The 21,992-nt window shown below is 71.2% G+C and carries 15 protein-coding genes; 9 read left to right on the forward strand and 6 right to left on the reverse strand.

Annotation, left to right across the window (positions count from 1 at the left end; genetic code table 11):
• Positions 1–425 precede the first annotated feature (425 nt).
• From ACIBKX_RS14165 to ACIBKX_RS14180, 4 genes are all read right to left on the reverse strand, one after another.
• Positions 426–1,127 (reverse strand): cation transporter, encoded by a 702-nt coding sequence (locus tag ACIBKX_RS14165; RefSeq protein WP_363275745.1) that lies wholly within the window; start codon positions 1,125–1,127, stop codon positions 426–428.
• Positions 1,128–1,463 carry a metalloregulator ArsR/SmtB family transcription factor gene (locus ACIBKX_RS14170; RefSeq protein ID WP_363275744.1) on the reverse strand — a complete coding sequence of 112 codons (336 nt, stop codon included), beginning with the start codon at positions 1,461–1,463 and terminating at the stop codon, positions 1,128–1,130.
• 57 nt (positions 1,464–1,520) lie between these two features.
• Complete coding sequence (locus ACIBKX_RS14175; RefSeq protein WP_363275743.1) at positions 1,521–2,297, reverse strand: GNAT family N-acetyltransferase; 777 nt, start codon at positions 2,295–2,297, stop codon at positions 1,521–1,523.
• Positions 2,298–2,538: 241 nt separating this feature from the next.
• Entirely contained in the window at positions 2,539–3,351 is an 813-nt protein-coding gene (locus tag ACIBKX_RS14180; protein WP_363275742.1) for an SDR family NAD(P)-dependent oxidoreductase, read from the reverse strand.
• Positions 3,352–4,697: 1,346 nt separating this feature from the next.
• Here ACIBKX_RS14180 and ACIBKX_RS14185 point away from each other — a divergent pair.
• On the forward strand, positions 4,698–5,804 hold the full coding sequence (locus tag ACIBKX_RS14185; RefSeq protein WP_363275741.1) for a hypothetical protein: 1,107 nt from the start codon (positions 4,698–4,700) through the stop codon (positions 5,802–5,804).
• Positions 5,805–5,848: 44 nt separating this feature from the next.
• Here ACIBKX_RS14185 and ACIBKX_RS14190 read toward each other — a convergent pair whose 3' ends face one another.
• Positions 5,849–7,423: a Na+/H+ antiporter gene (locus ACIBKX_RS14190; RefSeq protein WP_363275740.1), complete on the reverse strand. Its 1,575-nt coding sequence runs from the start codon at positions 7,421–7,423 to the stop codon at positions 5,849–5,851.
• A 268-nt stretch (positions 7,424–7,691) separates the two neighbouring features.
• Here ACIBKX_RS14190 and ACIBKX_RS14195 point away from each other — a divergent pair, with 268 nt between their 5' ends.
• From ACIBKX_RS14195 to ACIBKX_RS14230, 8 genes are all read left to right on the forward strand, one after another.
• A complete protein-coding gene (locus ACIBKX_RS14195; protein ID WP_363275739.1) occupies positions 7,692–10,205 on the forward strand; it encodes an ATP-binding protein in 2,514 nt (837 codons plus the stop codon).
• 52 nt (positions 10,206–10,257) lie between these two features.
• A complete protein-coding gene (locus ACIBKX_RS14200; RefSeq protein ID WP_363275738.1) occupies positions 10,258–12,147 on the forward strand; it encodes an NAD-binding protein in 1,890 nt (629 codons plus the stop codon).
• 270 nt (positions 12,148–12,417) lie between these two features.
• Positions 12,418–12,507, forward strand: a complete 90-nt coding sequence (gene kdpF / locus ACIBKX_RS14205; protein ID WP_175264873.1) for a K(+)-transporting ATPase subunit F — start codon at positions 12,418–12,420, stop codon at positions 12,505–12,507.
• A gap of 8 nt (positions 12,508–12,515) precedes the next feature.
• Positions 12,516–14,177 (forward strand): potassium-transporting ATPase subunit KdpA, encoded by a 1,662-nt coding sequence (kdpA, locus tag ACIBKX_RS14210; protein WP_363275737.1) that lies wholly within the window; start codon positions 12,516–12,518, stop codon positions 14,175–14,177.
• On the forward strand, positions 14,178–16,337 hold the full coding sequence (gene kdpB / locus ACIBKX_RS14215) for a potassium-transporting ATPase subunit KdpB (protein ID WP_399375762.1): 2,160 nt from the start codon (positions 14,178–14,180) through the stop codon (positions 16,335–16,337).
• A 5-nt stretch (positions 16,338–16,342) separates the two neighbouring features.
• Complete coding sequence (locus ACIBKX_RS14220; protein ID WP_399375763.1) at positions 16,343–16,993, forward strand: potassium-transporting ATPase subunit C; 651 nt, start codon at positions 16,343–16,345, stop codon at positions 16,991–16,993.
• A gap of 114 nt (positions 16,994–17,107) precedes the next feature.
• A complete protein-coding gene (locus tag ACIBKX_RS14225; protein WP_363272066.1) occupies positions 17,108–17,800 on the forward strand; it encodes a response regulator transcription factor in 693 nt (230 codons plus the stop codon).
• A gap of 2 nt (positions 17,801–17,802) precedes the next feature.
• On the forward strand, positions 17,803–20,358 hold the full coding sequence (locus ACIBKX_RS14230) for a sensor histidine kinase KdpD (RefSeq protein ID WP_363272067.1): 2,556 nt from the start codon (positions 17,803–17,805) through the stop codon (positions 20,356–20,358).
• A 56-nt stretch (positions 20,359–20,414) separates the two neighbouring features.
• Here ACIBKX_RS14230 and ACIBKX_RS14235 read toward each other — a convergent pair whose 3' ends face one another.
• The gene (locus ACIBKX_RS14235; protein WP_363272068.1) at positions 20,415–21,989 is read right to left on the reverse strand and encodes a serine hydrolase domain-containing protein; all 1,575 of its coding nucleotides are present in this window, start codon (positions 21,987–21,989) and stop codon (positions 20,415–20,417) included.
• Positions 21,990–21,992 lie beyond the last annotated feature (3 nt).

The following is a 21,992-nucleotide window of genomic DNA, read 5'->3' on the forward strand; positions in this document are numbered from 1 at the left end:
CCCGACTGGTACTTAAGTGCCTGGAGAGGCGTATGACCAGGGAATCCCAAGATTGTTCGGTTGCCCAGACGTAGGTTTCGGCCATGCGGAAGGCGAGCGTCGCGATCCGTGACCGGACCCGTCCATCGCCGCACTCAGACGGTGCGGCGCCGGTGCACGGAGGCTCACGGCCACGTGCTCACGGGCACGTGGGACAGGGCCGCCGCCCCGAGCGGAAGCCGGCGGACTCCCGGTGCCCGGCCGGACGGCGTCCGCCCTCCCGCCCGTCCCGCCGGGGCCGCCGCTGCCCGGCGGGCGGTCTCCCAGCCGCGGGAGCATTCGGCCAGTTCGGTACTATGGTTACTGACTGTGATCAGGCGCCGACGGGCCGAGAAACTTGATACGACTGGGCTCGGTGGCTCGGTGGCTCGGTCGGCACGGTCGGCTCAGCAGCAGTCGCAGCCGGTACGGCACCCACAGGCATCGACGGTTACGCCGGAGGGCGCGGTCGGCATCGGGCCGCAGCAGGCGTCTCCGCGCCACGCGTCGCGCCCCTCCTTCACGGCTACGACGGCGATGATCAGGGCGGCGATCGGGTCGGCCCATGACCAGCCGAACGCGGCGTTGAGAACCAGGCCGACGAGCAGGACCGCGGAGAGATAGGTGCACAGCAGGGTCTGCCGGGAGTCTGCGACCGCGGAGGCGGAGCCGAGTTCGCGGCCCGCGCGGCGCTGGGCGGCGGAGAGGAACGGCATGATCGCCAGGGAGAGCGCGGCCAGGACGATGCCGGGCAAGGACGACTCCGCCTCCCCCGCTCCGGTCAGGGCACGGATGGCGTCGGCGGTGACGTAGGCGGCGAGCACGAAGAAGGACACCGCGATGATTCGCAGCGTGGCTTTCTCCCTGGCCTCGCGCACCGCGTGATCGCGGGCGGAGAACTGCCAGGCGACCGCGGCCGCCGAGGAGACCTCGATGACGGAGTCGAGTCCGAAGCCGATCAGCGCGGTGGATGACGCGAGGGTCCCGGCCGTGACGGCGACGACGGCCTCGATGACGTTGTACGTGATCGTCGCGGCGACCAGCAGGCGTATGCGGCGGGTCAGGACATCGCGGCGCACGGAGCTGGGGCCGAGGGATATCGCCGTCATTCAGCAGCAGCCCTTCTCGGCGGCGTCCGGGCAGGTGCGGTCCGCCTCGACGGCCACGACGGCGGCGCGCAGGTCGTCCAGGGCATGGCCGAGGCGTTCGTCGGCGAGTTCGTACCGGGTACGGCGGCCGTCGGGCACGGTGACGACCAGGCCGCAGTCGCGCAGGCACGCCAGGTGGTTCGACAGACGGGTGCGGGAGATCTCCAGCGCGTCCGCGAGGTCGGCCGGGTAGGCCGGGGCCTGGCGCAGGGCGAGCAGGATGCGGCAGCGGATGGGGTCGGCGAGGGCGCGGCCGAACCGCGCAAGGACGTCGATGTCAGCGGCGAGTGTCAGCACACCAATGACAGTACACGAATTCCTGAATTCAGGAATCATTGAATCATCGCAGAACCCCTATGCGGTGATCAGCTCCCGGCGCGCCGGGCTGCCCACCGCGTACTGGACGTACTCGCGCACGAGGCGGAATCCCGCCGTCCAGGCGAGGAGCCGACTGGCGCGGTTCAGGGTGGCGCAGTTCCAGCTCGGGGTGTGGCCGCGCGCCGTGATGTCGGCGCACAGGGCGGTGACACAGGCGAGAGCGAGGCGGTGGCGGCGGTGGTCCGGGTGAGTGAGGACAGCCACGTCCTCATGGCGGGAGCCGCGGAAGTACGTGCAGGCGATGGCCAGGACGGTGCCGGTGCGGTCGGTGGCGATCCAGCCGTGCCCCGATGCCGCAAGGCCCGCCGGGCCGCCCCAACTGGTCGTGATCCAGGCGGAGTCCGGCCCCAGAGCCTGGAGTGCGTCCGTGTCCGCGGGCTCGATGCGGCGCACGCGCACGCCGCGCGGGGGTGTGCCGGGCGTCGGCGGTGACTGCAGTGTCCACACCATGCGCTCCGTTGGGGTGAGGCGCGTGAAGGCCGCACCGAGGAGCGGGAGGAAGCGGTCGGGGGCGTCGATGTGCGAGTCGGCGAAGGGGGCCAGGTCCTCAGGGGTCAGGCCGTCCGTGGCACCGCGAAGCAGGACGTGGCCGGCGCAGGAGACGGCGAGGGTGCGGGGCTGCTCCACTCGGTCGGCCCACCAGCGGCCCTTGCCCGTGCGCAGGGCATGCTCGCCGACGGCGGCCGGACCGGGTACGTCGGCAGGGAACTGCCATGCCAGAGCGGGGAGTTCACGGGGCTGGAGCTCGATCACGGGTGAGTTCCCTTCGTGTTCGGGGTCAGGGGTGCGGGGCTTCCGGGGTGCGGGGCTTCCGGGGTGCGGGGCTTCCGGGGTGCGGGGCTTCCGGGGTGCGGGACGTACCGTGCCCCGCACCCCGGATCACCGGCTCAGCTCTGGCCGGCCTTGCTGCCGTGGTTGGCGCTCTTCTTGCGGCGGGCCTTCTTCTTGCGGGCTCGTTTGGACATGGCGTAACTCCTGTTCGGGGATGGGCTTTTCAGGTGGCGCTGCGGCCGACGAGCAGGTCGGCGAGCTTGTTGAGTCGCTTGACGGTGCGCTCCTCGGTGGCCGCCGGCGCCGGGTCGACGCGCTCGGCACGGTCGTAGTAGGCGCCGTTGACGATCTCGGTCGCCGGGTCACAGAGCCGGACCACGTGCGCGGCGCCCTCGGCCGCGGGCACCCCCTCCTGCGCGTACAGCGGGAGCAGATCCGTGGCGCAGACACCCGGGTGGACGGAGACCGCGGTGACGCGAGGGTCGGCGGCGAACACGGTCAGGGCCAGCTGCGACTGGGCATAGGCGGCCAGACGGGCGTAACGGCGGGCACGGTTGGGGTCGTTCCACTGGATCGCGGCCGTGCGGTGCAGTGAGGAGGAGACGTTGACGACACGTCCGCCGGGTGAGCTGACAAGCGCCGGTTCCAGGAGGCAGGTCAGCAGGTAGTGGGCCAGGAAGTTGACCTGGAAGGCGATCTCGTTGCCGTCGGCGGTGATGGTGTGGCGCTCGGGCGCGGCCATGCCGGCGTTGTTGACGAGGACGTCCAGGTGCGGGTGTTCGGCCGCGATCTTGCGGGCCATCTCCTCCACCTCGTCGAGACGGCTGAAGTCGGCGGAGAACGCGCAGAGTTGGGCGGCATCGGCCTCGGTCGTGGCGATGACGCGGTCCATGGCGGCGCGTGCCTCTTCGGCGGTGCGGCCGTGCACGAGGACGACGGCTCCGCGCGCGGCGAGCTGCCGGGCCGTCTCCAGGCCGATGCCGGAGGTGGCTCCGGTGACCAGGACCGTACGGGAGGTGAGGGTTGCGGAAGACATGATCCATCCAGGAGTTGTCAGGTGGAGTGAGGCGTGCGCGTCCGGGGCCGTGAGACGTGGCGCGCGGACGGGCACGGAAAGGGGCGCCGGACCGAGTCTCGGCGCCCCTGGGTGCGGGAGGTGAACGCGTCAGCGCGTGGCGGACGCGGGATTCTCCGGGCAGCGGGGCTCGCGACGGGGCGCCTGATGAGGCGGCCGGTCGAGAAGGAGCCACTCGCTGTTCACGTCACTCATCGAAGCCGGTGGGTCAGGGGCGGGCAAGGCTGTCGGGGGTTTCCTGACGGGGCCCTGATATCGGGTCGGTCGAGTGTCCGGCCGAGTGTCTGTACGAGCCTTGCGCAGGGCGGAGCAAGGCAGCGCAGCGCGGCCGGGAGGGCGCGGGGCGCGGCCGGGTGGGCGGGGTCTGCGGTGGAGCGGCGGGGCGCATGGGAGCCTTCGGAGACTTCGTGTCAGAGGCCCGGCGCGGAACGCGGCCGGGCGGGGACGCGGCCGGGCAGGGAATCGGCCGGGCAGGGACGCGGGTGTGGTGGCCGCCGGGCCTTGAGGTGCCGGGGCCCCGGCACCTCAAGGCTGCACACGGGCGTCGGCGGCTGGGATGACGTGGCGCCGGCGCGTGCTCGGCCGCCCGGGAGACATTCGGACGACGACTTGCCGGAGGAAGGCCGAAAGCGCGTCGTCCTGGTCGGTCATGCCACTGACGTCCGCTGCCTGTCCGGCGGCCGAAGAGGAATGTATCCCGGAGGTCGGCTCGAAAGGCCCTGCACAGACCGGTATTTGCGCCCCTCTAGCGGTGTTCCCGGGAAGCTCGTCAAGGCACCGTCAAGGGACATCGGACCCTCGTCAAGGCACCGTCAACGGATCGCACGCCCGGCCGATTCCCGGCGCAGACTTTCCGCCACGGGGGACGGGCGACCGTCCGTGGCGTGACGTTGGAGGGCGTGTGGCTGTCACCGCCGGTACGACGCGCAGTCCTGAAGCGGGGGCCAGGACCGGCGCGCAGACACCTCACGGAACGGTCGCCCCGCCGCCCGCCGGGCCTCCCGGTCCGCAGCCACGAGGGGGGCCGCGGACCGGTGGCCCGGTGGGGACGCGGCGCGGCCGCCGCCGGGACGTCTTGCGCCGCCTGAGCCCGTCGACCCTGCCCGCCCGCCTCAAGGCCGTGCGCGCACTGATCGTGCTGCTGTCCGCCGCGCTGCTCCTGCTCCTCGCCCTGTCGGGGCTCGCCGCCTCGGGCGCCTGGGACGCCGTGGAGAAACGGCACGCGCCGCGCACCACCAGCTCCGCCGGGCTCGACCTCGCGCTCAACGACATGGACGCACAGGTCGCCAACATGCTTCTCGCCGGCGGTGACGCGGGCAAGGGGCGGCTCGACGTGCCGTACCGCCCTCGCGGTGGCCGCGGACGGGGACCGGTCCGCCGAGCGAACGGTGGACTCCCTCACCGACTCCTACGCACGCTACGAAGAGCTGGTCGGGCGGGCCCTGGAGAACGACGAACGCCCCGGCGGCAAGGCGGCGGCCCGCGCCGACTACCGCACCGCGACCCGCCTGCTGAGCGATGAACTCGCGCCGAGGGCCCAGGAGTTGGTCGAGACCAACAACGGCAACTTCGAGGCCGAGTACAGCGCGGCGCGCTCGGCCCTCACCGGACAGCTCATCGCGCTCGCGGCGTGCGGCGCCGCGCTGCTCGCCGTCCTGGCCGCCCTGCAGTGGTGGCTGGCACGCCGGTTCCGCCGCGTCCTCAATCCCGGCGTCCTCGCCGCGACGCTGTGCGCGCTGCTCGCGATCGTGCTGGGCTCCCAGACCCTCGTCGGCGAGCGCGAGCACCTGCGGGTCGCCCGCCGTGACGCGTTCGACTCGGTCGTCGCGCTCTCGCGGGCGCGCGCCATCGCCTACGACGCCAACGCCGACGAGAGCCGCTATCTGCTCGATCCCGCTCTGCGCGACCGCTACGAGGCGTCCTTCTACGCCAAGTCCCGGAAGCTGTACGGCATTCCGGGCGCCGGCCTGCCCTCGTACGCCGAGCGGATCGACGCGACCTGGCGTGCCTACCGTGCCGACCACCACGATCTGCGGTTCACCGGGGAGTTCCGGCGCGAGCTGGACAACATCACCTTCCCCGGCGAGCGTGCCGCCGCCGAGCGCACCGTCGAGGCGTACGCCGTCTACCAGCACGACGACGTGAAGATCCGCCGCCTGGTGGCCCAGGGCAGGGAGCACGAGGCCGCCGAGTTCTGCATGGGCTGGGAGCCCGGCACGTCCAACGACCACTTCGGCACGTGGATGAAGGCGCTCGATCACGTCACGGACATCAACAAGCGGTACTACGCGGCGTCCGTGACCGCCGGGCGGGCCGACCTGACGGGGCTGTTGCCCTGGTCGGGCGGGGCACTGCTCGGGGTGGCGGTGTTCACCTCTCTCGGACTGCGGCCCCGGCTCGCCGAGTTCCGCTGAATTCCGCTGAGCGGTTCCGGGCGAGCCGAGACGAGACATGTCGCTCACGCCCCCGCGAGCCGCGCCTCCTCCAGGTCGAGCGACCGCTGCAGCTTCCGCCGTGTCGTGTCGCTGATGCTGTGCTCCTCGTAGAGGCGCCGCAGCTCACCCGCCTCGACCGCGATCAGGTCCCGCCGCAGCTGTCGGTAGACGCGGTCCGCCGACTCCTGGCCGCGTCCGTCGCCGTCCGTGTCGGCGAGCCGGTCCTGGGCCGCTTCGAGGCGGGCCGCGAGACCTCTGCGCAGCCGGTCGAGCACGACCTCGGGTACCGCCTCCAGATCGGCCATCTCCTCAAGGCGCCGCAGGCCCGCGCCCGCAAGACTGCTGCGCGCCGCGGCCTCCTCGCGCTCGGTGTGCTCGGGCTCCAGGGCGATGCCCGATCTGCGGACGACCGGCGCGAGCGTGAAGCCCTGCACGACGAGGGTGACCACCACCACCGACGTGGTCAGTACGAGCACCAGCGGGCGCTCGGTGAGCGGCGTGCCGTCATCGGCCACGACCGGGATCGACAGGGCGGCGGCCAGCGGCACCACGCCTCTGGTGCCCGCCCAGGTGAGCACCACCGGCACCTGCCAGTTCAGCCTGCCGACGCCGCCCTTGCGCTGCACGACCGCCGACAGCGGGGCCAGCCACAGCAGTCGTACGGCGACGAGCGTGGCGGCGACGGCGAGCGCGTACAGCGGCCAGGCCCGGTCGTCGGCGGTGAGGGACTTCACCTGCGCGGGCAGCGCGAGACCGATCAGGCTGAAGACGACGCTCTCCAGGAGGAATATCAACGTGCCGTAGACGGCGTGCAGTTGGAGGCGTATCGGCGCGGTGGTGAGCCGGTCGCCGCGGCCGCCGAGGATGACTCCGGCCACCACGACCGACGTGACGCCCGAGGTGTGGGCCGTCTCCGCGAGGACGTACGCGGCGTAGGGGGTGACGAGCGCCGTGACCGTCTCCAGGACGGGGTCCTCGGTACGTTGCCGTATCAGCGTGACCACCCACGCCAGGGCGGCGCCCACCAGGCTGCCGCCGCCCGCGAGGAGCGCGAACTCCCCTGCCGCCGCCTGCCAGTTGGCGGCCGCGGAGGCCACTGTCACGCCCACTGCGACCCGGAACAGGACGAGGGACGTGGCGTCGTTGAAGAGGCTCTCTGCCTGCACCAGGACCTGCACCTTGGGCGGCAGCGAGAGCCGTCGGCCCAGTGCCGTGACGGCGACGGGGTCGGTGCTGGCGAGCACGGCGCCCAGGACCAGTGCCATCGGCCACGACAGCGGTGTCAGCAGAGCCGCGACCGCCCCGACCGCCGCGGCGGAGGCGAGGACCAGGCCCACCGCGAGCACGCCGACCGGCTTCCACACCAGGCGCAGCTCACGCCAGGACAGTTCCTCGGCGCTCGCGTAGAGGAGCGGCGGCAGGACCACCAGGCCGATGATCTCGGGGCTGATCTCGATCTGCGGGGCGCCGGGCAGCAGCGCCACGGCAAGACCCGCGACCACAAGGAGCGAGGGGGCGGGGACGCGCCATCGGCGGGCGAAGGTCGCCACCATCGTGGCCAGTACCACCAGTGCGAGGACCGTTCCCACGCTGCGCATGCCCGCCCCTTGAGCCGAAGCCGAAAGGAAGCCGATGACCGCGACTCCCCACGGAGCCCTCGCGGGTTCCGGCCGACCAGACTTCCCGGCGCACCGCCTTCACCCTATCGGCCCGCATGCCCGTCAGGGGCGTGTCAAGGTCCTGGTGGCCGACGCCAGGGTTGCGCCAAGATCCGTGACCCTCATCCGTGGGAGCGGCTTCAGTGGGCCGTACACGACTGGAGACACAGGGGAGTTGAGTGCCCGTGAACGGAGAGTCCACTCTGCGATGAGCGACGTACGCCGCGGCCGGCTGAAGGTCTACCTCGGGGCCGCCCCGGGGGTCGGCAAGACCTACCGCATGCTCGACGAGGCCCGGCGCAGGGCGGCGCGCGGCGCCGATGTGGTCGTGGGCCTGGTGGAGTGCCACGGGCGGGCGGGCACCGAACGCATGCTGGAAGGTCTGGAACTCCTCCCCCGCACCCACTGCGCCTACCACGGCGGCGAGTTCACCGAGCTGGACCTCGACGCCCTGCTCGCCCGGCGCCCCGAGGTGGCCGTCGTCGACGAGTACGCGCACTCCAACGTCCCCGGCGCCGGCCGCAACCCCAAACGCTGGCAGGACGTCGACCGGCTCCTGACCGCCGGGATCGACGTCATCACGGCGCTCAACATCCACCATCTGGAGTCCCTGAGCGACGTCGTCGAGAAGATCACCAGGGTGCCGCAGGCGGAGACGGTCCCCGACGACGTGGTCCGCCGCGCCGGCCAGATCGAACTCGTCGACATGGAGCCCGAGGGTCTGCGACGGCGTATGGCACACGGCGACATCTACCGCCCGGAGAAGGTCGACGCCGCGCTCGCGAACTACTTCCGCACCGGAAACCTCACCGCCCTGCGGCAGTTGGCGCTGCTCTGGGTCGCCGACCGGGTCGACGAGTCGCTGCAGAGCTACCGCTTCGAGCACGGCATCGGCGGCGTCTGGGAGACCCGGGAGCGCGTCGTCGTCGCCCTGACCGGCGGCGCCGAGGGCGACACCCTGATCCGCAGGGCGGCCCGGATCGCCGACCGGGCCGCGGGCGGTGACCTGCTCGCCGTCCACGTCACCCGCAGCGACGGCCTCGCCGCCGGCGCCTCGCACGCCTCACTCGCCCGGCAGCGGCGCCTCGTCGAGGACCTCGGCGGCAGCTACCACTCGGTCGTCGGCGACGACGTGGCCGGCGCCCTGGTGGAGTTCGCCCGCGCGGAGAACGCCACGCAACTCGTCCTCGGCACCAGCAGGCGTGGCCGCCTGGAACGCTTCCTCGGGGGCCGTGGCACGGGCGAGACGGTCGTCGCCCTGTCCGGTGACATCGACGTCCACACCGTCACCCATGAACGCGCGGGCCGGGGAACGCTGTTGCCCTCTCGTCGGCGTACGTTGTCGGGGCCACGCCGGGTGGCCGGACCGGTCGTGGGGCTGCTGCTTCCGATGGCGCTGACGTGGCTGCTCGATCTGGACGCGGCCCGCGACCGCCTCGATCTGACCAGCGAGGCACTGCTGTTCCTGCTGTCCGTGGTCGGGGTGGCCTGCATAGGGGGCGTCCTCTCGGCGGTTGTCGCGTCGGTCACCGCGTCGCTGCTGCTCAACTACTGGTTCATCCCGCCGATCGGCCACTTCTCGTTCGCCGACGCCAACGCGGTGATCGCCGTCGCCGTCTTCGCGGTCGTCGCCGCGACGGTGGCCGGTGTCGTGGACCGCTCGCTGCGCCTGGCACGCAGGTCGGCCAGGGCCACGGCGGAGGCGGAGACCATGTCGTCGCTCGCGGGCACGATCGTGCGGGGCGGGGCCACCATCCCGGCCCTGCTCGAACGCGCCCGGGAGACCTTCGGCGTCGAGTCCGCCGACCTCGTGGAGCAGCCTCCCGATACCGACGGTGCGGTGACCGCCGTGCCCGCGGGCCCTGGCACGCATCTCGTCCTGCGGGGCCGTTCCCTGCCGTCGTCCGAGCGCCGGGTGCTCGCCGCGTTCGCCGCGCATGTCGGCGCGGCGGTGGAGCGGGGCCGGCTGGCAGAGGTGGCCGCCGAGGTGGAACCCGTCAAGGCCGCGGACCGGATGCGTACGGCGCTGCTGCGGGCGGTCGGCCACGACCTGCGCACCCCGCTGGCCGCCGGGTGGGCCGCCGTCACCTCGCTGCGCAGCTCCGACGTGGAGTTCTCGGTCGAGGACCGGGCCGAACTGCTCGCCACCGCCGACGAGTCCATGGCCAGGCTCAGCCACCTCGTCGAGAACCTCCTGGACCTCAGCCGCCTCCAGGCCGGTGCCCTCACCCTCGATCTGCGTGCCACCGCACTGGAGGAAGTCCTGCCGACCGCCCTCGACTCACTGCCCGCGGACGCACCGCCCGTCGACGTACGGGACCTGGCGGAGATCCCCGACGTGCTCGCCGACCCACCGCTGCTCGAACGCGTCGTCGCCAACCTCGTCTCCAACGCCGCACGCCACACACCGCCCGGCCGCACCGTCCTGCTCTCCGCGAGCGCGCACGCGGGGCGGGTGGAACTGCGGGTCGTCGACCAGGGACCCGGCCTGCCACCGGACGGGCGCGACCGGCTCTTCGAGCCGTTCCAGCGGCTCGGTGACACCGACAACACGACGGGGCTCGGTCTCGGCCTCGCGCTGTCCCGCGGTCTGACCGAGGCCATGGACGGGACCCTCACACCGGAGGACACCCCGGGTGGCGGCCTCACGATGGTCCTGTCGATGCCCTTCGCGGACGGAGCAGGGGCCGGGGTCGGCGCCCGGACGGCCCTGGTCGACTGACGTGACGTCAACACTCCATATACGTACGGCATCCGGTCAACGGTCCCAGCACATGGTCATCTGTGGTGACGACGGCCTGGCGCACCGGCTCGCCGTCGAGCTGGACGCCGTGTGCGGTGAGGCCGTCACGGTGGTGCTGCCGACCCGGCGCGACGAGCACGGCGCGGAGATCGCCGCCCTGCACCGCGATCCGCACTCACCGGTCGAGCTCCTCGTGGCCGCCCGCCCCGACGAGCAGACCCTGCGCGCCGCCGGGGTGGACCGGGCCGCCGCGCTGGCCCTGACCTACCGGGACGACCAGGTGAACCTGACGGCCGCGCTCCTCGCCCGTGGCCTCAATCCGTCCATCCGCCTGGTGGTCCGTATGTTCAACCGGGGCCGCGGCCGCCATCTGGAGCGGCTGCTCGACCGGACGGCCGCCGTGTCGGGCGGTGCGGAGGACCCGCTGCTCGACATGTCCACCACCGTCCTGTCCGACGCCGACACCGCCGTGCCCGAACTCGTCGCGGCAGCCGCGCTCGGTCATGGTCACACCCTGCTCGTCGAAGGCAAGGTGTTCCGCGGCGTCGTGCGGCCCGCCGGTGCCTCACCGCGCTCCTCCGACCTCGCGACGCTGGCGGTCCTGTCCGGCACCGACGAACACGACCCGGCCAGCGAGGACAGCCCGGAGACCCCGGGCGAGGAGGGCACGCAGCTGCTGCCGGACACCCGCACCGCGGACCGCAGACAGTTCACGCACGGCCGTCTGATGCTGGAGGAGGTCACCGTCACCCAGCACCGCCCCCATCCGGCACCGCCGCCCCAGCGGGCGGGCGGCTGGCTGCGCGGCCGGCTCGCGCATCTGCCGTGGAAGGTCTTCCTCGCGCGCGAAGTCATCGCGGTCTTCGGGGCGTTGGCGGTCATCGTCGTCGCCCTCTCCGCCGCGACCGCCCTCTTCGCGCACGAGGCCCCCTGGTGGAAGAACGTCTATCTCCCGCTGCTCGACATCTTCACCATGGGCGACCCGGCCACCGGGGACGGCGCGGTGCGGCGCTGGCTCCAGCTCATCGCCGGTTTCACCGGGCTGGCGGTGCTGCCGCTCGTCGTGGCGGCGGCCATGAACGCCACCGAGGCGTTCCGTACGGCATCGGCGAACCACCCGCCCGCCCGGGCCACCACCGACCACATCGTCCTGGTGGGCCTCGGCAAGGTGGGCACCCGTGTCCTGGCCCAGCTGCACACCACCGAGCACCAGGTGGTCGTCGTCGAGCGTGACCCGCAGGCCCGTGGTGCCGCCCTGGCCCGGGAGCTCGGCGTACCCCTCGTGCTGGGTGACGCGGGCGCGGCCGAGGTTCTCGACCAGGCGGGCATCCGGCGCAGCCGGTCCCTGCTCGTCCTCACCCGCGACGACGGGGAGAACCTGGAGATCGTGATGGCGGCACGCGAGGCGAACCCGGCCGTCCGGGTCGTGATGCGTCTGTACGACGACGATTTCGCCGCCACCGTGCAGCGCACCCTGCGCGCCTCCTACCCGGATGCCCCGACCCGCAGCCGCAGTGTCTCCGCGCTGGCCGCGCCGTCGTTCGCGGCGGCGATGATGGGCCGGCACGTGCTGGGCGTGATGCCGGTCGAGCGCGGCTCGCTGTTGTTCACCGTCGTCGACGTGGCCGGGCACCCCGAGCTGGAGGGCCGGTCGGTGCACGCAGCGTTCCGTGCCAACGCGTGGCGGGTCCTCGCGGTCGGACCGGCCGGACCGGCCGGATCGCCGGTGGAGTCCGCCGCCGCGGAGACGGACACCCTCGCCGGGATCCGCCTCGACCGGGGCGGGCCGGGGTTCGACTGGCGGCCACCGCACGGACGCGTGCTGCGGGCCGACGACCGGGTGATCCTCGCGACGACGCGGCGGGGCCTCGATGTGCTGATGACGGGCGTACAGCCGCATCCGACGGACCGGCGGCCCTGACCGGGATCACCCTCCCGGCAGTCCTGAATCGACGGGTCCGGCGTGCGGCGCACCACGCGACGCGTATGGACTCTGTCAAAGGTGTGCAGTGCGCCGTAAGGGACACGTCAATAGGGATCGGAACCGGCCATTTCTGGGAGTTTCCTCTAGACGTCCATTCCGTTCCGAACCTCATCTCCGGGAGCTCACGATGGCCGACGTGGCCTTCGTCGTCACCACGATCGCGGTCTTCGCGCTGGTGGCACTCGTCGCCAAGGGGGTGACGAAGCTGTGACCGCCGAGAACATCGTCGGCCTCGTCGTGGCCGTCGCCCTGCTGGGCTATCTCGTCCTCGCCCTCGTCTACCCGGAGAGGTTCTGAGCACAGATATGAGCCCCGTTCTTGCCGGTGTGCTCCAGCTGCTCGCGCTCATCGCGGCGCTGGCACTGGCGTACCGTCCCCTCGGCGACTACATGGCCCGGGTCTACTCCTCCGAGAAGCACCTCCGGGTGGAGAAGTGGATCTACAAGGGCATCGGCGCCAACCCCAACGCCGAGATGCGCTGGACCGCGTACCTGCGCGGCGTCCTCGCGTTCTCCGCGGTGAGCGTCCTGTTCCTCTATCTGCTGCAGCGGCTGCAGGGGTCGCTGCCCGGCTCGCTCGGCTTCAAGGCGATCGACCCGGACCAGGCGTTCAACACCGCCGCGTCCTTCGTCTCCAACACCAACTGGCAGTCGTACTACGGCGAACAGGCCATGGGCCACGTCGTGCAGACCGCCGGTCTCGCGGTGCAGAACTTCGTCTCGGCCGCCGTGGGCATCGCGGTCGCCGTCGCGCTCGTGCGCGGCTTCGCCCGTTCGCGTACCGGTGAGCTGGGCAACTTCTGGGCCGACCTGGTGCGCGGCGTCGTCCGCATCCTCGTACCGATCTCGGTGATCGGCGCGATCGTCCTGGTCGCCTGCGGCGCCATCCAGAACTTCTCCGGCATCCACGAGGTCGGCCAGTTCATGGGCGGCACGCAGGAGTGGAACGGCGGTGCCGTCGCTTCCCAGGAGGTCATCAAGGAGCTCGGCACCAACGGCGGCGGTTACTTCAACGCCAACTCGGCCCACCCCTTCGAGAACCCCAACGCGTTCTCCAACCTCTTCGAGATCTTCCTGATCCTGCTCATCCCGTTCTCGCTGACCCGCACCTTCGGCAAGATGGTCGGTTCGATCAAGCAGGGTTACGCGATCCTCGCCACCATGGCGACGATCTGGGTCGGCTTCGTCGCACTGATGATGTGGACCGAGTTCTCCCACCACGGCCCCGCCTTCGACCTGGCCGGCGGCGCGATGGAGGGCAAGGAGACCCGCTTCGGCATCGGCGGCTCGTCGATCTTCGCGGTCTCCACGACGCTCACCTCGACCGGCGCGGTGGACTCCTTCCACTCCTCCTACACCGGTCTCGGCGGCGGCATCACCATGCTGGGAATGCAGCTCGGCGAGATCGCGCCCGGCGGCGTGGGCTCGGGCCTCTACGGCATGCTGATCATGGCGATCATCGCGGTGTTCATCGCGGGGCTGATGGTCGGCCGTACGCCGGAGTACCTGGGCAAGAAGATCGGCACGCGCGAGATCAAGTTCGCGGCCTGCTACATCCTCATCACGCCGGCGCTCGTCCTGACCTTCACGGCGCTCTCGATGGCCCTGTCGACGCCGAAGGACTCCATGCTGAACGGCGGCGCGCACGGATTCTCCGAGATTCTGTACGCCTTCACTTCCGGGGCCAACAACAACGGTTCGGCCTTCGCGGGGCTGAGCGCGGACACGAACTGGTTCAACACCACGATCGGCATCGCGATGCTGCTCGGCCGTTTCCTGCCGATGGTCTTCGTGCTCGCGCTCGCCGGTTCGCTGGCCGAGCAGAAGCCGGTCCCGGAGACCGAGGGCACCCTGCGTACCGAGAAGCCGCTGTTCACGGGCCTCCTGGTCGGCACGATCCTGATCATCACCGGACTCACCTACTTCCCGGCGCTCGCGCTCGGGCCGCTCGCCGAGGGGCTGGCGTAGATGGGCACCGACACCAAGAAGACCAAGAACTCGCCGAGTTCGGAGAATCCAGAGGACGCGATGTCCACAGTCACACCCACGCGGGCGCCGCACCAGGACGTGCCGACCGGCCACAAGCCGGAGGAAGGCAAGGTCGGCGCGGGCCTCTTCGACCCGAAGCAGCTGGTCAAGTCGCTGCCGGACGCCTGCCGCAAGCTTGACCCGCGCGTGATGGTCAAGTCGCCGGTCATGTTCGTGGTCCTGGTCGGCTCGGTCCTGACGACCGTGTTCTCCTTCAAGGACCCGTCCGACTGGTTCGGCTGGGCGATCAGCGCCTGGCTGTGGCTGACGGTGATCTTCGCCAACCTGGCGGAGGCGGTGGCCGAGGGCCGCGGCAAGGCGCAGGCGGACACCCTGCGCAAGGCCAAGACCGACACCGTGGCGCGCCGCCTCAACGGCGGCACCGAAGAGTCGGTGCCGGGCACCGAGCTGCGCATCGGTGATCTGGTCGTCTGCGAGGCGGGCGACGTGATCCCCGGCGACGGTGACGTCGTCGAGGGTGTCGCGTCCGTCGACGAGTCGGCGATCACCGGTGAATCGGCCCCGGTCATCCGGGAGTCGGGCGGTGACCGGTCCGCGGTGACCGGTGGCACGAAGGTGCTCTCCGACCGGATCGTCATCAAGATCACGACGAAGCCCGGCGAGACGTTCATCGACCGCATGATCAACCTGGTCGAGGGCGCGGCCCGGCAGAAGACGCCCAACGAGATCGCGCTGAACATCCTGCTCGCGTCGCTCACCATCGTCTTCCTGCTCGCCGTGGCCACACTGCCGCCGCTCGCCGACTACGCGGGCAAGCACCTCAGCATGGTCGTCCTGGTGGCCCTGCTGGTCTGCCTGATCCCGACCACCATTGGTGCGCTGCTGTCGGCGATCGGCATCGCGGGCATGGACCGGCTGGTGCAGCGGAACGTCCTCGCCATGTCGGGGCGGGCCGTCGAGGCCGCCGGTGACGTGTCGACGCTGCTGCTCGACAAGACCGGCACGATCACGCTCGGCAACCGGCAGGCCGCCGAGTTCGTGCCAGTGCGCGGCACCACCGCCGCCGAACTGGCGGACGCCGCCCAGCTGTCGTCGCTGGCCGACGAGACGCCCGAGGGCCGCTCCGTCGTCGTACTCGCGAAGGAGAAGTACGGCCTGCGCGAGCGCCACCAGGGCGAGCTGACCGGTGCCACCTGGATCGAGTTCACGGCGCAGACCCGGATGTCCGGGGTGGACGTCGACGGGCGCAAGATCCGCAAGGGCGCCACGGGCTCGGTCATCACCTGGGTCAAGGAGCAGGGCGGCCAGGTCTCCGAGGAGGCCGACCGGCTGTCGAACGAGATCTCCGAGGCGGGCGGTACGCCGCTGCTCGTCGCGATCGAGGACGGCAAGGGCGCCCGCGTTCTGGGGGTCATCCACCTCAAGGACGTCGTCAAGGACGGCATGCGGGAGCGCTTCGTCGAGCTGCGCCGGATGGGCATCAAGACGGTGATGATCACGGGCGACAACCCGCTGACCGCCAAGGCCATCGCGGACGAGGCGGGCGTGGACGACTTCCTCGCCGAGGCCACGCCCGAGGACAAGATGGCGCTGATCAAGCGCGAGCAGGCCGGCGGCAAGCTCGTCGCGATGACCGGCGACGGCACCAACGACGCGCCCGCCCTGGCCCAGGCGGACGTGGGCGTGGCGATGAACACGGGTACGTCGGCCGCCAAGGAGGCCGGCAACATGGTCGACCTCGACTCCAACCCCACCAAGTTGATCGAGATCGTCGAGATCGGCAAGCAACTCCTCATCACACGGGGCGCGTTGACGACCTTCTCGATCGCCAACGACGTCGCGAAGTACTTCGCGATCATCCCGGCGCTGTTCGCCGCGGTCTACCCGGGCCTGGACAAGCTCAACATCATGAACCTGTCCAGCCCCGACTCCGCGATCCTGTCCGCGGTCATCTTCAACGCGATCATCATCATCGCGCTGGTGCCGCTCGCCCTGAAGGGCGTCCAGTACCGGCCGGTGAGCGCCGACAAGCTGCTCCGCCGCAACCTCGGGATCTACGGGCTCGGCGGGCTCATCGCCCCGTTCATCGGCATCAAGATCATCGACGTACTCATCTCTCTCATCCCCGGGATCGGCTGACGGCCATGAACAACTCCGTACGAAACACCGGCCGGTTGCTGTCGGCGGGCCTGCGCGCCCTGATCGTGCTCACCGTGATCTGCGGCGTCATCTACCCGCTCGCCGTCACCGGGATCGCCCAGGTCGCCTTCAACGACAAGGCCAACGGCTCGGAGATCAAGTCCGGCGGCAAGGTGGTCGGTTCGTCGCTCATCGGGCAGACCTATCTCACCAAGGACGGCAAGCCCGACCTGAAGTGGTTCCAGCCCCGCCCGTCCAACGGGCTCGGCGAGAACAGCGTCAACACCCAGTACCAGCTGATCCTCTCCGGCGCCACCAACCTGGCCGGCGACAACAAGGACCTGATCAAGCAGGTCAAGGACGCCAAGGCGGCCGTCGTCAAGGACAACTCCACGGCCGACTTCAAGGTCAAGCCCTCCGACGTGCCGGCCGAGGCCGTCACTTCCTCGGGCTCGGGCCTCGACCCGCACATCTCGCCCGCGTACGCCGAACTCCAGGCACACCGCGTCGCCGAGAAGAACCACCTGGACGTGCAGCAGGTCGACAAGCTGGTCGCCGACCACGTCGACGGGCGGATCCTGGGCTTCATGGGGGAGCCCCGCGTGAACGTCCTCGAACTCAACATCGCCCTCAAGGACCTCGCGGCGAAGAACTGACCGTGGAACCCATGGGCTTAGGCGAACCGCACGGGAGTCGGCGGCCCCGGATCCGTTCCGGGACCGCCGGCTCCCGTAGCCATGACAGGAATACGCAATGAAAGGCGCACACCGATGACGCGGGTACTGGTGGTGGAGGACGACGCCCAGCTCGCCCGAGCCCTCGTGATCAACATGCAGGCACGGAAGTACGACGTGGACGCCGCACCCGACGGCACCACCGCGCTCCGCCTCGCCGCCCTGCGGCAGCCCGACCTCGTCGTGCTCGACCTGGGTCTGCCCGATATGGACGGCGTCGACGTGATCAAGGCACTGCGGGCCTGGAGCAGGACACCGATACTGGTCCTCTCGGCACGTACGTCCTCGAACGAGAAGGTCGCCGCGCTCGACGCGGGCGCCGACGACTACGTGACCAAGCCGTTCAGCATGGACGAACTCCTCGCCCGGGTGCGCGCGGCGGCGCGCCGGACGGAGGCCGGGCCGCCACCCGCCGAGACCGCGGTCATCAGGACGCCGGACTTCACGCTGAACCTCTTCGCGAAGAAGGCGACGCGTCAGGGCCGGGACGTCCGGCTCACGCCCACGGAGTGGCATCTGCTGGAGATCCTCGTCTCCCGTCCCGGGCACCTGATCAGCCAGCGCGACCTGCTGAAAGAGGTCTGGGGCACCACCGCCAACAAGACCAACTACCTGCGCGTCTACATGGCGCAGCTGCGACGCAAGCTCGAACCCGACCCGTCGCACCCCCACTACCTGCTCACCGAGCCCGGCATGGGCTACCGCTTCGAGAACCGGGACGGCGACTGACCATGGCCCGCGGCAAGCTCCGCATCTACCTGGGCGCGGCGCCCGGCGTCGGCAAGACGTACGCGATGCTCTCCGAGGCGCATCGCCGCGTCGAGCGCGGCACCGACTGCGTCGTCGCCTTCGTCGAGCACCACGACCGGCCACGCACCGAGGTCATGCTGCACGGCCTGGAACAGGTGCCGCGCAAGCAACTGGAGTACCGGGACACCGTTTTCACCGAGATGGACGTCGACGCCGTGCTGGCGCGCGGCCCCGCGGTCGCGATGGTCGACGAACTGCCGCACACGAACGTGCCCGGCTCCCGCAACACCAAGCGCTGGCAGGACATCGAGGAGCTTCTGGCGGCCGGCATCGATGTGGTGTCGACGGTCAACATCCAGCACCTGGAGTCTCTCGGTGACGTCGTCGAGTCGATCACCGGCGTACGGCAGAAGGAGACCGTCCCCGACGAGGTCGTGCGCCGCGCCGACCAGATCGAGCTGGTCGACATGTCCCCGCAGGCGCTGCGCCGGCGTATGGCCCACGGCAACATCTACAAGTCCGACAAGGTCGACGCGGCGCTCTCGAACTACTTCCGGCCCGGAAACCTCACCGCACTGCGGGAGTTGGCCCTGCTGTGGGTCGCCGACCGGGTCGACGAGTATCTGCAGGAGTACCGCAGCGAACACCGCGTCTCCAAGATCTGGGGCTCGCGCGAGCGCATCGTCGTCGGTCTCACCGGCGGCCCCGAGGGCCGCACGCTCATCAGGCGTGCGGCACGGCTCGCGGAGAAGGGAGCGGGCGGCGAGGTGCTCGCGGTCTACATCGCCCGCAGCGACGGCCTCACCGCCGCCTCGCCCAAGGAACTCGCCGTGCAGCGCACGCTGGTGGAGGACCTGGGCGGCACCTTCCACCACGTCGTCGGCGAGGACATCTCCACCTCGCTGCTCGATTTCGCGCGCGGCGTGAACGCGACCCAGATCGTCCTCGGCGTCTCGCGGCGAAAGTCCTGGCAGTACGTCTTCGGGCCGGGCGTCAGCGCGACCGTCGCCCGCGAGTCCGGCCCGGACCTCGACGTCCACCTGGTCACCCACGACGAGATCGGCGCGGGGCGCGGGCTCGTGCCGTCCGCACACGCCGGCCTCGGCCGATCGCGCAAGCTGTGGGGCTGGCTGACCGGCACCCTGGGCCCCGCCCTGCTCACCCTGTTCCTGAGCGGCCTCGCGCCCGGTCTCGGCCTCGCCAACGACATGCTGCTCTTCCTCACGGTGACCGTGGCGACGGCGCTGCTCGGCGGGCTCCTCCCCGCGCTCGCCTCGGCGGCGGTCGGCTCCCTGCTGCTCAACTGGTTCTACACGCCGCCGGTCCACAAGCTCACCATCTCCGACCCGAAGAACATCGTCGCTCTCGCGATCTTCGTAGGGGTCGCGGTGTCCGTGGCCTCCGTCGTCGACCTGGCGGCCCGCCGCACCCACCAGGCGGCCCGGCTGCGCGCCGAGTCCGAGGTGCTCTCGTTCCTCGCGGGCAGCGTGCTGCGCGGCGAGACGACTCTCGACGCCCTGCTGGAACGCGTACGGGAGACATTCGCGATGGAGTCCGTCGCCCTCCTGGAGCGGGAGAGCGAGACCGCACCCTGGACCTGCGTGGGCAGCGTCGGACCTCACCCGGTCACCGACCGCCCGGAGGACGCGGACGTCGACATGCCGGTCGGCGACGACATGGCACTGGTGCTCTCGGGCCGCGTCCTGCCGGCGGAGGACCGCCGGGTCCTCGCCGCCTTCGCCGCCCAGGCCGTGGTGGTCATCGAACGGCAGCGCCTGCGGTCCGAGGCGGACCAGGCCCGCACCCTCGCCGAGGGAAACCGCACCCGCACCGCGCTGCTCGCCGCCGTCAGCCACGACCTGCGCACCCCGCTGGCGGGCATCAAGGCGTCGGTGTCGTCGCTGCGTTCGGACGACATCGAGTGGTCCGAGCAGGACCAGGCCGACCTCCTGGAGGCGATAGAGCAGGGCGCGGACCGCCTCGACCACCTCGTGGGGAACCTTCTCGACATGTCGCGTCTCCAGACCGGCACCGTCACCCCGCTCGTCCGGGAGATCGACCTCGACGAGGTCGTCCCGATGGCCCTGGGAGGCGTACCGGACGACAGCCTGCATCTGGTGGAACTCGACATCCCCGAGACGCTCCCGATGGTGGTCGTGGACCCCGGCCTGCTGGAGCGGACCGTGGCGAACGTCGTCGAGAACGCCGTCAAGTACACCCCCGACGACCGCCCCGTCCTCGTCTCGGCCAGCGCGATGGCGGACCGGGTCGAGGTGCGGGTGGTGGACCGCGGCCCCGGTGTCCCGGACGAGGCCAAGGACCGTATTTTCGCCCCGTTCCAGCGCTACGGCGACGCCCCGCGCGGCGCCGGGGTCGGCCTGGGCCTCGCCGTCGCCCGCGGCTTCGCGGAGGCGATGGGCTCCACGCTGACCGCCGAGGACACCCCGGGCGGCGGCCTCACGATGGTCCTGACGCTGCGAGCGGCGGCGGACAGGCCGGAACGGGCAGCGGATCTGCCGGCGAGCGCGACGTCATAGGGGGACCTCGCGGAGCTGATGGAATCGCGGGGGGGCGTCGCAGGCGTCACGGGACCTCACCCGCTGACGGTCGCCTTGCCGTCGTCCAGTCGTCCAGTCGCCCGGTCGTCCAGTCGCCCGGCCGCCTCGAAAGGTTCCGCCCCCGCGCGCCCGCGAGCAATGTCCCGCAGCGCGAGAACGACTCGCAATGCGACCGTCACGGCACCGGCACCGGCCGCGACGCACAGGGCGACGAAGGAATCGGGCACCCAGTTCAGGAGTTGGCGCGCTTCCATCCGGTGGACCAGGGCGAGCAGCGCGACGCCCGGCAGCGCGCCGACCGCGCACCAGGCCGTGGTCACGACGGCGAGACGCTTCCCGGATGCGTACACGCGCCTGCGCCGCAGCAGGACGACGGAGCGGATCGCGGCCGCGAGCAGCAGCAGGGCCAGGGCCGTGGTGGTCCAGACTGCGGCGTGATAGGTGAACTCCGAGGCGGCTTCGGCAGGTTCGCCGCCCGCGAGGATGCGTGCGGCTCCGAAGCCGACCTCCATGACCGCCCCGTCGTGCAGGAGCCCGTGCAGGTTCTGCTGGACGACGACGGCGGTGCCCTGCTCGGGCAGGAGGAAGAGCATCGCCGCATAGCCGGGCGTCGCGCCCGTGTGCCAGACGGCCTTGTCGAGGGGAGCGTCCAGACCCCCGACGCGCCAGCCGAGGCCGTATCCCGTGCCGTCGCCGCTCGGCCGCAGCCTGCCCTCCTCGCGCATGAGGCGTACGGACTCGGGGGTGAGGACAGTCCTGCCGTCAGCGGTCTTGCCCGCGCGGAGCTGGAAGGACGCGAAGGCCGCCAAGTCGCGCAGGTCGCCGCCGAGATAGCCGTAGCCGGCGCCGTCGTCGTCGACCCCGTCCGCGATCGCGGACGGTACGCCCCACAGGAGTTGGTGTCCGGGAGCCAGCGCGCGCTCACGGGCCGAGGCCGCGTCGGCGATCGCGCCCTTCATGCCGGCCGGGTCGAGCACGGCGCTGCGCAGGTATTCGGCGTACGGGCGCTTCGTGACCGCTTCGACGACCGCGGTCAGGGCGAGGTAGTTGGCGCTCGCGTACTGGTAGCGCGAGCCGGGCGGGCCGAGCGGCTCGATGCCCTCCAGTTCGGACAGGCGTCGCGCCGGGTCGGGGCAGTCGGCGTCCAGGCAGTCGGCGACCTTGGAGGTCTCCGTCTCCGGGAGTCCCGCGGTCTGGCTCAGCAGGTGCCGCACGGTGACCCGCGACGCGTGCGCCGTTCCGCCGAAGCGGAAGCTCGGAACGTGGTCGACGACCCGGTCGTCGAGACCGAGCCGGCCCGACTGGACGAGGGTCATGACGGCGCTGGCCGTGACGGGCTTGGCGACCGACCCCCACAGGAACGGAGTCTTCTCCGTGACGCGTCCACCGTTTCCGTCGGTGCCCCAAGACCGCTGGTGAAGCGGCCCGTCGGGCCCCACGACGGCGTAGGAGAGTCCCGGTGTGCCGGTGGCCGCCATGCGATCGCGCACGAAGTCGTCGAGCCTGTCGTACGTGGCGTGCGGGACAGGCGCGCCGGGACGGGCGGGCTGAGCCGACGCCGACGCCGGGTCGCCGACCACCAGTGCCAGCAGGAGCAGAACGACGCCCACCGC

The organism is Streptomyces sp. NPDC050658, from assembly GCF_044457025.1.
GTDB lineage: Bacteria > Actinomycetota > Actinomycetes > Streptomycetales > Streptomycetaceae > Streptomyces.

What these genes read in the sequence shown, in the direction of transcription:
- ACIBKX_RS14165 (WP_363275745.1), bottom strand. Translation starts at nt 1,127, where the DNA reads ATGACGGCGATATCCCTCGGCCCCAGCTCCGTGCGCCGCGATGTCCTG.
- ACIBKX_RS14180 (WP_363275742.1), bottom strand. Translation starts at nt 3,351, where the DNA reads ATGTCTTCCGCAACCCTCACCTCCCGTACGGTCCTGGTCACCGGAGCC.
- ACIBKX_RS14190 (WP_363275740.1), bottom strand. Translation starts at nt 7,423, where the DNA reads ATGCGCAGCGTGGGAACGGTCCTCGCACTGGTGGTACTGGCCACGATG.
- ACIBKX_RS14195 (WP_363275739.1), top strand. Translation starts at nt 7,692, where the DNA reads ATGAGCGACGTACGCCGCGGCCGGCTGAAGGTCTACCTCGGGGCCGCC.
- ACIBKX_RS14200 (WP_363275738.1), top strand. Translation starts at nt 10,258, where the DNA reads ATGGTCATCTGTGGTGACGACGGCCTGGCGCACCGGCTCGCCGTCGAG.
- kdpA (WP_363275737.1), top strand. Translation starts at nt 12,516, where the DNA reads ATGAGCCCCGTTCTTGCCGGTGTGCTCCAGCTGCTCGCGCTCATCGCG.
- kdpB (WP_399375762.1), top strand. Translation starts at nt 14,178, where the DNA reads ATGGGCACCGACACCAAGAAGACCAAGAACTCGCCGAGTTCGGAGAAT.
- ACIBKX_RS14220 (WP_399375763.1), top strand. Translation starts at nt 16,343, where the DNA reads ATGAACAACTCCGTACGAAACACCGGCCGGTTGCTGTCGGCGGGCCTG.
- ACIBKX_RS14225 (WP_363272066.1), top strand. Translation starts at nt 17,108, where the DNA reads ATGACGCGGGTACTGGTGGTGGAGGACGACGCCCAGCTCGCCCGAGCC.
- ACIBKX_RS14230 (WP_363272067.1), top strand. Translation starts at nt 17,803, where the DNA reads ATGGCCCGCGGCAAGCTCCGCATCTACCTGGGCGCGGCGCCCGGCGTC.